This is a genomic window from Shigella flexneri 2a str. 301 (assembly GCF_000006925.2).
Classification (GTDB): domain Bacteria; phylum Pseudomonadota; class Gammaproteobacteria; order Enterobacterales; family Enterobacteriaceae; genus ECMA0423.
Window position 1 is genome coordinate 402,346 of the sequence record NC_004337.2, and the last position, 12,895, is coordinate 415,240.

Genomic DNA, 12,895 nt, shown 5'->3' on the forward strand with positions numbered 1-12,895 from the left:
TTTGCGGCTGAAGGTTGCCACAGACGTTGATACTGGTTAAGACGGTTGAGCAATCGCATATAAACCCGGAACAATATTATTTAACTATTCACTATTACTTCCGTATATATCAGGTGATACTCAATCACCATTAACCGTGTCACAGAGTGGAGAAAGAAATGGCTCGTCTGGTAGCATTTGATATGGATGGCACTTTATTGATGCCTGACCATCATTTAGGTGAGAAAACCCTCTCTACTTTGGCGCGACTGCGTGAACGCGACATTACCCTCACTTTTGCCACGGGGCGTCATGCGCTGGAGATGCAGCATATTCTCGGGGCGCTATCGCTGGATGCATATTTGATTACCGGCAACGGAACGCGCGTGCATTCTCTGGAAGGTGAACTTTTACATCGTGATGATTTACCTGCGGATGTCGCGGAGCTGGTGCTGTATCAGCAATGGGATACCCGAGCCAGCATGCATATCTTCAATGACGACGGTTGGTTTACCGGGAAAGAGAGCCCTGCGTTGTTGCAGGTATTTGTCTATAGCGGTTTTCGTTATCAGATAATCGATGTCAAAAAAATGCCACTCGGCAGCGTCACCAAGATCTGCTTCTGTGGCGATCACGACGATCTTACACGCTTGCAGATCCAGCTATACGAAGCATTAGGCGAGCGTGCACATTTGTGTTTTTCCGCCACGGATTGCCTCGAAGTGCTGCCGGTGGGCTGCAATAAAGGCGCTGCATTGACGGTGCGGACCCAACATTTAGGTTTATCGTTGCGCGATTGCATGGCCTTTGGTGATGCGATGAACGATCGCGAAATGTTAGGCAGCGTCGGTAGCGGGTTTATTATGGGCAATGCGATGCCGCAACTGCGCGCGGAGCTCCCGCATTTACCGGTGATTGGACATTGCCGAAATCAGGCTGTCTCTCACTATTTGACGCACTGGCTGGACTATCCACATCTACCTTATTCCCCCGAATAACGAGATCCCTTCCAGCACCGGGCAATTGCCCGGTTTTTTTTTGCGTTGAATTTGTCATTTTGTGCCGTGGTGTTTAAACCGCACAGAATAAATTGTCGCGATTTCACCTTTAAAATAGAATTAAAAGAGAAAAAAATTCTCCGTGGAAGGGCTATGCTAGATAAAATTGACCGTAAGCTGCTGGCCTTACTGCAGCAGGATTGCACCCTCTCTTTGCAGGCACTGGCTGAAGCCGTTAATCTGACAACCACCCCCTGCTGGAAGCGCCTGAAACGGCTGGAGGACGACGGTATCCTTATCGGCAAAGTCGCCCTGCTGGATCCGGAAAAAATAGGCCTCGGCCTGACCGCCTTTGTGCTGATAAAAACGCAACATCACAGCAGCGAATGGTATTGCCGCTTTGTCACGGTGGTTACCGAAATGCCAGAAGTGCTGGGGGTCTGGCGCATGGCTGGTGAATACGATTATCTGATGCGCGTCCAGGTTGCCGACATGAAACGCTACGACGAGTTTTATAAGCGTCTGGTAAACAGCGTGCCGGGGCTGTCGGACGTCACTTCCAGCTTCGCGATGGAACAGATTAAATACACCACTTCTTTACCCATCGAATAAATATCCAGAATCAGGTCAGGACACAACGCGTGCGATTATTTGCTCAATTAAGCTGGTATTTCCGTCGGGAATGGCGTCGCTATCTTGGGGCTGTCGCCTTGCTTGTCATTATCGCGATGCTGCAACTGGTTCCGCCAAAAGTGGTTGGTATTGTTGTCGATGGCGTGACAGAACAACACTTTACTACCGGGCTGAGCCTGATGTGGATCGCCACCATGGTGCTGATTGCCGTTGTGGTTTATCTCCTGCGTTATGTCTGGCGCGTATTGCTGTTTGGCGCGTCTTACCAACTGGCTGTTGAACTGCGTGAAGATTATTACCGTCAGCTAAGCCGGCAGCACCCGGAGTTTTACCTGCGTCATCGCACGGGTGATCTCATGGCTCGTGCGACCAATGACGTCGATCGCGTCGTGTTTGCCGCCGGAGAAGGGGTGCTGACGCTGGTGGATTCACTGGTAATGGGCTGCGCTGTGTTGATTATGATGTCTACGCAAATTAGCTGGCAGTTGACCTTATTTGCCCTGTTACCGATGCCAGTGATGGCGATCATGATTAAGCGCAACGGCGATGCCTTGCATGAACGCTTTAAGCTGGCACAGGCGGCGTTTTCCAGTCTTAATGACCGCACCCAGGAAAGCCTCACCAGTATCCGCATGATCAAAGCCTTTGGTCTGGAAGATCGCCAGTCGGCGTTATTTGCCGCGGATGCCGAAGATACCGGCAAAAAAAACATGCGGGTGGCGCGTATTGATGCTCGCTTCGACCCGACCATCTATATCGCGATTGGTATGGCGAACTTGCTGGCGATTGGCGGCGGTAGTTGGATGGTGGTGCAGGGCAGTTTAACGCTGGGCCAGCTCACCAGTTTTATGATGTATTTAGGTCTGATGATTTGGCCAATGCTGGCGCTGGCATGGATGTTTAACATTGTGGAACGTGGTAGTGCTGCATACAGCCGTATTCGCGCCATGCTGGCGGAAGCGCCGGTGGTGAACGATGGTAGCGAACCCGTGCCGGAAGGGCGTGGCGAACTGGATGTAAATATTCACCAGTTCACGTATCCGCAGACTGACCATCCTGCGCTGGAAAACGTCAATTTCGCCCTGAAACCCGGTCAGATGCTGGGTATTTGCGGGCCGACTGGTTCCGGCAAAAGTACCCTGTTGTCGCTCATTCAGCGTCATTTCGACGTCAGCGAGGGGGATATTCGCTTTCATGATATTCCTCTGACGAAGTTACAACTCGATAGCTGGCGTAGCCGCCTGGCGGTGGTCAGCCAGACGCCATTCCTTTTTTCTGACACCGTGGCGAATAACATCGCGCTGGGTTGCCCGAATGCCACCCAGCAAGAGATTGAGCATGTCGCGCGGTTAGCCAGCGTACATGACGATATTTTGCGTCTACCGCAAGGTTACGATACAGAAGTGGGCGAGCGCGGCGTGATGCTTTCCGGTGGGCAAAAACAGCGTATCTCCATTGCTCGAGCGTTATTAGTCAACGCGGAAATCCTCATCCTTGATGATGCGCTTTCGGCGGTGGACGGACGCACAGAGCACCAGATCCTGCATAACCTGCGTCAGTGGGGACAGGGAAGAACGGTAATCATCAGTGCCCATCGCCTTTCGGCACTGACGGAAGCCAGTGAAATTATTGTGATGCAGCACGGACATATCGCCCAGCGTGGCAATCATGATGAGCTGGCGCAACAAAGCGGTTGGTATCGCGATATGTATCGCTATCAACAACTGGAGGCGGCGCTCGACGACGTTCCGGAAATTCGCGAGGAGGCCGTCGATGCGTAGTTTTAGCCAACTGTGGCCGACTCTCAAGCGCCTGTTAGCGTATGGTTCGCCGTGGCGTAAACCGCTGGGGATTGCGGTCCTGATGATGTGGGTTGCGGCGGCGGCAGAAGTCAGTGGGCCGCTGCTTATCAGCTATTTTATCGACAATATGGTAGCGAAAAATAACCTGCCGTTGAAAGTGGTTGCAGGGCTGGCTGCGGCGTATGTTGGGCTACAACTGTTTGCCGCCGGGCTACATTACGCGCAGTCGCTGCTGTTTAATCGGGCGGCAGTAGGCGCAGTGCAACAGTTGCGTACCGACGTGATGGATGCTGCGTTACGCCAGCCATTAAGCGAGTTTGATACCCAACCCGTCGGGCAGGTGATTTCCCGCGTCACTAATGACACTGAAGTGATCCGCGATCTCTACGTTACCGTAGTGGCAACTGTCCTGCGCAGTGCCGCACTGGTGGGCGCGATGCTGGTGGCGATGTTCAGCCTCGACTGGCGAATGGCGCTGGTGGCGATAATGATTTTCCCGGTGGTGCTGGTGGTAATGGTGATATACCAGCGTTACAGCACGCCGATTGTCCGCCGTGTGCGCGCCTATCTGGCGGATATCAACGACGGCTTTAACGAAATCATCAATGGCATGAGCGTTATCCAGCAGTTTCGTCAGCAGGCGCGATTTGGCGAACGTATGGGGGAGGCCAGTCGTTCACACTATATGGCTAGGATGCAAACCCTGCGCCTCGACGGTTTTCTGCTGCGTCCGCTGCTGAGTCTGTTTTCATCGCTCATTCTTTGTGGCTTATTGATGCTGTTTGGCTTCTCCGCCAGCGGCACCATTGAAGTGGGCGTGTTGTATGCGTTTATCAGCTATCTTGGGCGACTTAACGAACCCTTAATCGAACTGACCACGCAACAGGCGATGCTGCAACAGGCTGTTGTTGCTGGTGAGCGCGTGTTTGAACTGATGGACGGACCGCGCCAGCAATATGGCAATGATGATTACCCGTTACAGAGTGGCACCATCGAAGTCGATAACGTGTCATTTGCTTATCGCGATGACAATCTGGTGCTAAAGAACATTAATCTCTCTGTGCCTTCGCGTAACTTTGTGGCGCTGGTCGGGCATACCGGCAGTGGTAAAAGTACCCTCGCCAGTTTATTGATGGGCTATTACCCGCTAACGGAAGGTGAGATTCACCTTGATGGTCGTCCATTAAGTTCGCTAAGTCATAGCGCGCTGCGCCAGGGCGTGGCAATGGTGCAGCAAGATCCGGTGGTGCTGGCGGATACCTTCCTCGCTAATGTGACGCTGGGGCGGGATATCTCCGAAGAACGCGTCTGGCAGGCGCTGGAAACCGTGCAACTGGCGGAGCTGGCGCGCAGCATGAGTGATTGTATTTATACGCCGCTGGGCGAGCAGGGAAATAATCTCTCAGTCGGGCAAAAGCAACTGCTGGCACTGGCGCGCGTGCTGGTGGAGACGCCGCAAATCCTGATCCTTGATGAGGCAACCGCCAGCATTGACTCCGGTACTGAACAGGCGATTCAACATGCTCTGGCGGCGGTGCGTGAACATACCACGCTGGTGGTGATTGCTCACCGCTTATCAACTATTATTGATGCCGACACCATTCTGGTGCTTCATCGTGGGCAAGCCGTGGAGCAGGGCACTCACCAGCAACTGCTGGCGGCCCAGGGACGCTACTGGCAGATGTATCAACTGCAACTTGCGGGCGAAGAGCTGGCAGCCAGCGTGCGTGAAGAGGAATCATTGAGCGCCTGAATAGCGCAATATTTCATCGTTGGTGCAAAAATGTAACGCACTGTGCACTGTCATAGTGCGTTTTCATTTTCAATCTTCTTAACTTCCTGCTCTCTTTCTCGTTTTTCATTTCTGGCACACCGCTTGCAATACCTTCTTCGTGTAGCAGAACCATTACCGAATTCTGACCGGAGGGGATCTATGAAGCTGGTGACCGTGATAATCAAACCATTCAAGCTGGAAGACGTTCGTGAAGCGTTATCTTCCATTGGTATTCAGGGCCTGACCGTCACCGAAGTGAAAGGTTTCGGGCGTCAGAAAGGGCATGCCGAGCTGTACCGGGGGGCGGAATACAGCGTCAACTTCCTGCCAAAAGTAAAAATTGATGTGGCGATTGCTGATGACCAACTCGATGAAGTGATCGATATCGTCAGTAAGGCGGCTTACACCGGAAAAATTGGCGACGGCAAAATCTTCGTCGCTGAATTGCAACGCGTCATTCGTATTCGTACCGGCGAAGCCGACGAAGCGGCGCTGTAATCTCTGGCACACAGCAACAGGAACGAAAAATGAAGATAGCGACGATAAAAACTGGGCTTGCTTCACTGGCGATGCTGCCGGGACTGGTAATGGCTGCACCTGCGGTGGCCGATAAAGCCGACAATGCGTTTATGATGATTTGTACTGCGCTGGTGCTGTTTATGACTATTCCGGGGATTGCCCTGTTTTACGGTGGGTTGATTCGCGGCAAAAACGTGCTGTCGATGCTGACGCAGGTGACGGTGACGTTTGCACTGGTCTGTATTCTCTGGGTGGTTTACGGTTATTCGCTGGCGTTTGGTGAGGGCAACAACTTCTTCGGCAACATTAACTGGTTGATGCTAAAAAACATCGAACTGACGGCGGTGATGGGCAGCATTTATCAGTATATCCACGTAGCGTTTCAGGGATCGTTTGCCTGCATTACCGTAGGCTTGATAGTTGGGGCGCTGGCGGAACGAATCCGCTTCTCAGCTGTGTTGATTTTCGTGGTGGTATGGCTGACGCTCTCTTACATTCCGATTGCGCATATGGTGTGGGGCGGTGGTTTGCTGGCTTCTCACGGTGCGCTGGATTTCGCGGGTGGCACGGTGGTGCACATTAACGCAGCAATCGCCGGTCTGGTGGGCGCGTATCTGATAGGCAAACGCGTAGGCTTCGGTAAAGAGGCGTTTAAACCGCACAACCTGCCGATGGTCTTCACCGGGACTGCCATTCTCTATATCGGTTGGTTTGGCTTTAACGCCGGGTCAGTGGGCACGGCGAATGAAATCGCGGCACTGGCATTTGTGAATACTGTGGTCGCAACGGCGGCGGCAATTCTTGGCTGGATCTTCGGTGAATGGGCGCTGCGTGGTAAGCCTTCTCTGCTGGGAGCGTGTTCTGGCGCGATTGCCGGTCTGGTCGGCGTGACGCCAGCGTGCGGCTACATTGGGGTTGGCGGCGCGTTGATTATCGGCGTGGTAGCTGGTCTGGCGGGTTTGTGGGGCGTTACCATGCTCAAACGCTTGCTGCGGGTGGATGATCCCTGCGATGTCTTCGGTGTGCACGGCGTTTGTGGCATTGTCGGCTGTATCATGACCGGGATTTTTGCCGCCAGTTCTCTGGGCGGCGTGGGCTTCGCTGAAGGTGTGACGATGGGCCATCAGTTGCTGGTACAGTTGGAAAGCATCGCCATTACGATCGTCTGGTCCGGTGTGGTGGCATTTATTGGCTACAAACTGGCGGATCTGACGGTTGGCCTACGTGTGCCGGAAGAACAAGAGCGAGAAGGGCTGGACGTCAACAGCCACGGCGAGAATGCCTATAACGCGTAACAAGCACTGCAAAAAATAGCCGGACGGTTTTCACCTCCGGCTATTTTTTTAATTGTGATTACGCATTACCCCTTCCTGAACGGTCGAGGCAACCAGCACGCCGTCTTGGGTATAAAACTCACCGCGCACAAAGCCGCGTGCGCTGGACGCCGAGGTGCTCTCCACGCTATACAGCAGCCATTCATTCAAATTAAACGGGCGATGGAACCACATGGAATGGTCAATGGTGGCAATCTGAATCCCCGGTTCGAGAAAACCGATGCAGTGCGGCTGTAGAGCTACCGGCAGGAAGTTAAGATCAGAAGCGTAACCGAGCAGATACTGATGAACGCGCAGGTCATCCGGCACGCTACCATTTGCGCGGATCCACACCTGACGATGTGGTTCTGCGACGTGACCTTTCAGTGGGTTATGAAACTCCACCGGACGGACTTCCAGCGGACGATCGCAGATGAATTTATCTTTAAGCACTGGCGGCAGCAGGTGCGCCAGCGATTGGGCGATTTGCGTTTCCGAAGGCAGGCCATCAGGCGCTGGCGCGGACGGCATTGTTTTTTGATGTTCGAAACCCGCTTCTGGTGCCTGGAAAGAGGCCGTCATATAAAAAATCGGTTTGCCGTTTTGAATAGCAGCAACCCGGCGGGCGCTGAAGCTGTTACCGTCACGCAGCGTTTCGACATCATAAATAATCGGTTTCTTACTATCGCCTGGGCGAAGAAAGTAGCTGTGAAACGAATGTACCAGCCGCTCTTCCGGGACGGTCTCTTTTGCAGCATACAAGGCCTGACCCACGACCTGGCCGCCAAACACCTGGCGTAAACCTAAATCTTCACTCTGGCCGCGAAAGAGTCCTTCCTCAATTTTTTCCAGATTTAACAATGTCAGTAAATTTTTTAGCGCCTGACTCATATAACTCTCCAGTAACAAAGCTGCCGCAGCAAGCCAAAGTGAGTTGAGTATAACGCAAATTTGCCACTGGTCCGATGGGTGAAATAGTCTGAATTACGGGCTAATTACAGGCAGAAATGCGTGATGTGTGCCACACTTGTTGACGTTACTATTTTGTTAACCACTCTTCCGGCGAGGAAAGTTAGCCCGCTGGTGCATTGATAATAAGGAGAAATGAATGAAACTCGTGCACATGGCCAGTGGTTTAGCGGTTGCGATTGCGTTGGCGGCTTGCGCAGATAAAAGCGCGGATATTCAGACGCCAGCCCCGGCTGCAAATACGTCTATTTCAGCAACACAACAACCTGCTATCCAGCAACCGAATGTCTCCGGTACTGTCTGGATCCGTCAGAAAGTCGCACTGCCGCCTGATGCTGTGCTGACCGTGACACTTTCTGACGCGTCGTTAGCCGATGCACCGTCAAAAGTGCTGGCGCAGAAAGCGGTGCGTACTGAAGGTAAACAGTCACCATTCAGCTTTGTTCTGCCATTTAACCCGGCAGATGTTCAGCCGAACGCGCGTATTCTGTTGAGTGCGGCGATTACCGTGAATGACAAACTGGTATTTATCACCGATACCGTTCAGCCGGTGATCAACCAGGGCGGAACTAAAGCCGACCTGACATTGGTGCCGGTACAGCAAACCGCCGTGCCGGTTCAGGCCAGCGGTGGCGCAACGACTACCGTACCTTCGACTTCACCAACTCAGGTGAATCCGTCTTCGGCAGTTCCCGCTCCTACGCAATATTAAGCGACGTTAACCCTCTCCGCCCGGAGTAATGCCGATCAGTTAAGGATCAGTTGACCGATCCAGTGGCTGTGTAAGAATCCGGAAACGCTCACTTGTTTCCGGATTTTTTTATGCACATTGGACAGGCTCTTGATCTGGTATCCCGTTACGATTCTCTGCGTAACCCACTGACTTCTCTGGGGGATTACCTCGACCCCGAACTCATCTCTCGTTGCCTTGCCGAATCAGGTACTGTAACGCTACGCAAGCGCCGTCTTCCCCTCGAAATGATGGTCTGGTGTATTGTTGGCATGGTGCTTGAGCGTAAAGAACCTCTTCACCAGATTGTGAATCGCCTGGACATCATGCTGCCGGGCAATCGCCCCTTCGTTGCCCCCAGTGCCGTTATTCAGGCCCGCCAGCGCCTGGGAAGTGAGGCTGTCCGCCGCGTGTTCACGAAAACAGCGCAGCTCTGGCATAACGCCACGCCGCATCCGCACTGGTGCGGCCTGACCCTGCTGGCCATCGATGGTGTGTTCTGGCGCACACCGGATACACCAGAGAACGATGCAGCCTTCCCCCGCCAGACACATGCCGGGAACCCGGCGCTCTACCCGCAGGTCAAAATGGTCTGCCAGATGGAACTGACCAGCCATCTGCTGACGGCTGCAGCCTTCGGCGCGATGAAGAACAGCGAAAATGAGCTTGCTGAGCAACTTATAGAACAAACCGGCGATAACACTCTGACGTTAATGGATAAAGGTTATTACTCACTGGGACTGTTAAATGGCTGGAGCCTGGCGGGAGAACACCGCCACTGGATGATACCTCTCAGAAAGGGAGCGCAATATGAAGAGCTCAGAAAACTGGGTAAAGGCGATCATCTGGTGAAGCTGAAAACCAGCCCGCAGGCACGAAAAAAGTGGCCGGGACTGGGAAATGAAGTGACAGCCCGCCTGCTGACCGTGACGCGCAAAGGAAAAGTCTGCCATCTGCTGACGTCGATGACGGACGCCATGCGCTTCCCCGGAGGAGAAATGGCGGATCTGTACAGTCATCGCTGGGAAATCGAACTGGGATACAGGGAGATAAAACAGACGATGCAACTGAGCAGGCTGACGCTGAGAAGTAAAAAGCCGGAGCTTGTGGAGCAAGAGCTGTGGGGTGTCTTACTGGCTTATAATCTGGTGAGATATCAGATGATTAAAATGGCGGAACATCTGAAAGGTTACTGGCCGAATCAACTGAGTTTCTCAGAATCATGCGGAATGGTGATGAGAATGCTGATGACATTGCAGGGCGCTTCACCGGGACGTATACCGGAGCTGATGCGCGATCTTGCAAGTATGGGACAACTTGTGAAATTACCGACGAGAAGGGGAAGGGCCTTCCCGAGAGTGGTAAAGGAGAGGCCCTGGAAATACCCCACAGCCCCGAAAAAGAGCCAGTCAGTTGCTTAACTGACTGGCATTACTCCGCCCGGAGAGGGTTAGTAGTTCCAGCGATAACGCTGCAAGTCGATTTGCCCGCTTCCCGATACCATCACACCTTCTGCCAGTAATGCCTGTCGCTGACGCTGTAAATCCGGCCCGGTTAGCGAAATTGTGCCATGGCGATTAACCACCCGGTGCCAGGGTAAGGTGCTGCCTTCAGGGAGACGCTTTAACACACCGCCCACCTGGCGCGCGGCGCGGGGCGATCCCGCCAGTTTCGCCACATCACCGTAAGTGGTGACATAGCCTTCGGGAATAGCGGCGACGATTTGCCAGACGCGTTGGGGAAATGAATCTTCTTTTTCCATCTTTTCTTCCTGAGGTAATTTTTCAGCATAATCTGGAAAAACGCCCGAGTGAAGTCGCATTGCGCAAGAAACCAGCATCTGGCACGCAATGGGTTGCAATTAGCCGGGGCAGCAGTGATAATGCGCCTGCGCGTTGGTTTTCAACGCTCTCAATGGGGGCTCTGTTGGTTCTCCCGCAATGCTACTCTGTTTACCAGGTCAGGTCCGGAAGGAAGCAGCCAAGGCAGATGACGCGTGTGCCGGGATGTAGCTGGCAGGGCCCCCACCCATTTCTGCCTCCCACCGTTTCGTCAAAAAATCCCAGCATGGCTAAACTTTAACCACAACTGACGTCGCAAGAATTGTCTGGCTGCGCAGTACGCTTCGGAGGTATGTCTGATGAAGTATGTTGATGGTTTTGTGGTTGCCGTTCCTGCCGATAAAAAGGATGCCTATCGGGAAATGGCCGCTAAGGCCGCGCCATTGTTTAAAGAGTTTGGCGCGCTTCGTATTGTCGAATGCTGGGCCAGCGATGTGCCGGATGGCAAAGTGACCGATTTTCGTATGGCGGTGAAAGCGGAAGAGAATGAAGAGGTTGTCTTTAGCTGGATTGAATACCCTTCAAAAGAGGTCCGCGACGCAGCTAATCAAAAGATGATGTCGGACCCACGGATGAAAGAGTTCGGCGAGTCCATGCCGTTTGACGGCAAGCGAATGATCTATGGCGGATTCGAGTCAATCATCGACGAATAGGTAGCGTGACGGGCTGTGCGGCGTGCCGTCAGCCCAAAAATTCACAAATGTTGCTCGGCCCAGCGTAAGAAATCTTCTTTCGGTAATGCCTTGCTGTAGAGCCAGCCCTGACCGTAGTGCACGCCATGCTGGCGTAGCCACTCTTCTTGTTTACTGGTTTCGATTCCCTCCGCTACCATTTTCAGTTTCAGTGTTTTTGCCATTTCGATGATATGCGGCGTGACATTTTTATATTCCAGCGCATCAACGAAAGATTTATCGATCTTCAGAATGTCGACATCCAGATCCTGTAAATAACTTAAACTTGAATACCCCGTACCAAAATCATCAAGATAAATTTCATGGCCCGCCTCCCGGTAGCGAGAAATTATCGGGGCGCTGGTTTTCGGATCGGCAAACTCGCGTTCAGTGAGTTCAAGCGCGATCTGTCTGGGATTAACCTGATAGTGATTGATCATTTCACGCAGCAATTGCGGGATTTTTTCCGAGGTGAGCACGGTGGATTCAAGATTGATCGAAATATGCTGCTGTGGATGCTGACGCAAGCAGTCGCCCATATCTTCAAAGACGCTTCTTATAATCAGTAGCGTCAATGGCTCAGAAAGGCCCGTTTGCTGTGCCAGCGGAATAAAACTATCTGGTGACAACCAACTACCGTCTGTCTGCGGCCAGCGCGCCAGTGCCTCAGCACCGACAATTTTGCCATTGGCTAAGGAGACAATCGGCTGATAGTGCACGCAAATATCACGATTTTCGATAGCATCCTGCAGCCGATGATGCGGTGATTGGATACGGCGCAAAATACGCAGCACAAACATCGCTGCCAGCAGGCCAATCACCAACCCGAGCGGTAACCAAATAAAGACTTGCCGATGCCAGCCTTTCTGCAACATTTTCGTTGAAGCCCAGGTGATGATCGAAATATTCATCTCCAGGAAGGGCAGTATATCGTAAATGATCCCATTATTTTCGATATGCTCACCGGGTGTTTTTTGTAGCCTGGTAATAATTCCCTGAGCAATTTCATCGCTGCTGGTTATGACAACGTTATGGGCATTGCCAATAATGGCGGCATCAATTTGCCATGAACTATAGGGAATGACATCAATAAAGGAAGCGGGGTCGATCATGACGACATAATGTGCCGTTCCCATGGCGACCATGTAACGGATAATGCCTAAATCGTTATGCGATGTTAACCAGACACGATAACCATCTTTCGAAATTTTACCTAGCTCGGGAAAGGTATCGGGCGGACTTTCATGCTCCAGAGACGAACACTGGGGAACGTTGTTATCGATATAAACCACTTCCTGAATATAGCGATAACTGTAAGATACCCGACGCATTTCCATGAGATGGGCTTCGCTACAGGCAGCGCCTTGCCATCTTTCCAGCTCCTGCAGCGCATCTTTCCCTTGTGTCGCCACCTTATTGGCTCGAATAGCGACGCGGGAGGAATAGGTATCCAGCTCTTCAATAAACGATGTTTCTACCTGCTGATGGGCCAGCCAGATGCTTAAGCCGACAGGCAGCAATACTGAAAGAATCAGTACTCCCGAAATAAGGCCGACCAGATGTCGTGTTCTCACCAGCATATCCTTATTAACACAGTGTAGGGAAAGTATATCTGATTGTGGAAAAAGGCTGGCAGGAGATAAGGAGGTAGAGCTGGTATTTCATG

General features: G+C 52.5%; 12 protein-coding genes, 1 other RNA gene and 1 other annotated feature. Of the genes, 10 read left to right on the plus strand and 3 right to left on the minus strand.

Features of this window, described 5'->3' with window-relative positions; all coding sequences use genetic code 11:
* The first annotated feature begins 146 nt into the window (after nucleotides 1-146).
* The 6 genes from cof (at nucleotide 147) to amtB (ending at nucleotide 7,000) form a co-directional block, all read left to right on the plus strand.
* Nucleotides 147-977, plus strand: coding sequence for a thiamin pyrimidine pyrophosphate hydrolase (gene cof / locus SF0391; protein ID NP_706340.1), 831 nt, complete (start codon nucleotides 147-149; stop codon nucleotides 975-977).
* A gap of 66 nt (nucleotides 978-1,043) precedes the next feature.
* Nucleotides 1,044-1,589: an LRP-like transcriptional regulator gene (gene ybaO, locus SF0392; protein NP_706341.2), complete on the plus strand. Its 546-nt coding sequence runs from the start codon at nucleotides 1,044-1,046 to the stop codon at nucleotides 1,587-1,589.
* Nucleotides 1,590-1,618: 29 nt separating this feature from the next.
* Nucleotides 1,619-3,391, plus strand: coding sequence for a multidrug transporter membrane protein\ATP-binding protein (gene mdlA, locus SF0393; protein ID NP_706342.1), 1,773 nt, complete (start codon nucleotides 1,619-1,621; stop codon nucleotides 3,389-3,391).
* Entirely contained in the window at nucleotides 3,384-5,165 is a 1,782-nt protein-coding gene (gene mdlB / locus SF0394; protein ID NP_706343.2) for a multidrug transporter membrane protein\ATP-binding protein, read from the plus strand. Before mdlA ends, mdlB begins: the two co-directional genes overlap by 8 nt.
* Before the next feature lie 180 nt (nucleotides 5,166-5,345).
* On the plus strand, nucleotides 5,346-5,684 hold the full coding sequence (glnK, locus tag SF0395) for a nitrogen regulatory protein P-II 2 (protein NP_706344.2): 339 nt from the start codon (nucleotides 5,346-5,348) through the stop codon (nucleotides 5,682-5,684).
* 29 nt (nucleotides 5,685-5,713) lie between these two features.
* Entirely contained in the window at nucleotides 5,714-7,000 is a 1,287-nt protein-coding gene (gene amtB / locus SF0396) for an ammonium transporter (RefSeq protein NP_706345.1), read from the plus strand.
* A gap of 48 nt (nucleotides 7,001-7,048) precedes the next feature.
* On the opposite strand, the gene tesB is transcribed toward amtB, so the two are convergent.
* Complete coding sequence (gene tesB, locus SF0397) at nucleotides 7,049-7,909, minus strand: acyl-CoA thioesterase II (protein ID NP_706346.2); 861 nt, start codon at nucleotides 7,907-7,909, stop codon at nucleotides 7,049-7,051.
* 217 nt (nucleotides 7,910-8,126) lie between these two features.
* Between tesB and ybaY the strand changes: the two genes are divergently transcribed.
* Both ybaY and SF0399 read left to right on the plus strand, forming a co-directional pair.
* Nucleotides 8,127-8,699, plus strand: coding sequence for a hypothetical protein (ybaY, locus tag SF0398; protein NP_706347.1), 573 nt, complete (start codon nucleotides 8,127-8,129; stop codon nucleotides 8,697-8,699).
* Nucleotides 8,700-8,724: 25 nt separating this feature from the next.
* Nucleotides 8,725-10,152: a mobile genetic element, on the plus strand.
* On the plus strand, nucleotides 8,792-10,138 hold the full coding sequence (locus SF0399; protein NP_706348.1) for an insertion sequence IS4 transposase InsG: 1,347 nt from the start codon (nucleotides 8,792-8,794) through the stop codon (nucleotides 10,136-10,138). Its footprint overlaps the feature before it by 1,347 nt.
* A 15-nt stretch (nucleotides 10,153-10,167) precedes the next feature.
* Here the strand turns inward: SF0399 and ybaZ are convergent.
* Nucleotides 10,168-10,479, minus strand: a complete 312-nt coding sequence (gene ybaZ, locus SF0400) for a hypothetical protein (RefSeq protein NP_706349.2) — start codon at nucleotides 10,477-10,479, stop codon at nucleotides 10,168-10,170.
* Nucleotides 10,480-10,633: 154 nt separating this feature from the next.
* Between ybaZ and ffs the strand changes: the two genes are divergently transcribed.
* A non-coding RNA gene (ffs, locus tag SF4554) (4.5S RNA; component of ribonucleoprotein particle) lies at nucleotides 10,634-10,747 on the plus strand.
* A 110-nt stretch (nucleotides 10,748-10,857) separates the two neighbouring features.
* Nucleotides 10,858-11,211, plus strand: a complete 354-nt coding sequence (gene ybaA, locus SF0401) for a hypothetical protein (RefSeq protein ID NP_706350.1) — start codon at nucleotides 10,858-10,860, stop codon at nucleotides 11,209-11,211.
* A gap of 41 nt (nucleotides 11,212-11,252) precedes the next feature.
* Here the strand turns inward: ybaA and ylaB are convergent, their stop codons facing one another.
* Nucleotides 11,253-12,803, minus strand: coding sequence for a hypothetical protein (ylaB, locus tag SF0402; protein ID NP_706351.2), 1,551 nt, complete (start codon nucleotides 12,801-12,803; stop codon nucleotides 11,253-11,255).
* Nucleotides 12,804-12,895 lie beyond the last annotated feature (92 nt).

Bases quoted from the DNA above. Each gene is read 5' to 3' on its own strand.
- glnK (NP_706344.2), top strand. From the start codon at position 5,346: ATGAAGCTGGTGACCGTGATAATCAAACCATTCAAGCTGGAAGACGTT.
- amtB (NP_706345.1), top strand. From the start codon at position 5,714: ATGAAGATAGCGACGATAAAAACTGGGCTTGCTTCACTGGCGATGCTG.
- tesB (NP_706346.2), bottom strand. From the start codon at position 7,909: ATGAGTCAGGCGCTAAAAAATTTACTGACATTGTTAAATCTGGAAAAA.
- ybaA (NP_706350.1), top strand. From the start codon at position 10,858: ATGAAGTATGTTGATGGTTTTGTGGTTGCCGTTCCTGCCGATAAAAAG.
- ybaZ (NP_706349.2), bottom strand. From the start codon at position 10,479: ATGGAAAAAGAAGATTCATTTCCCCAACGCGTCTGGCAAATCGTCGCC.
- mdlB (NP_706343.2), top strand. From the start codon at position 3,384: ATGCGTAGTTTTAGCCAACTGTGGCCGACTCTCAAGCGCCTGTTAGCG.
- ybaY (NP_706347.1), top strand. From the start codon at position 8,127: ATGAAACTCGTGCACATGGCCAGTGGTTTAGCGGTTGCGATTGCGTTG.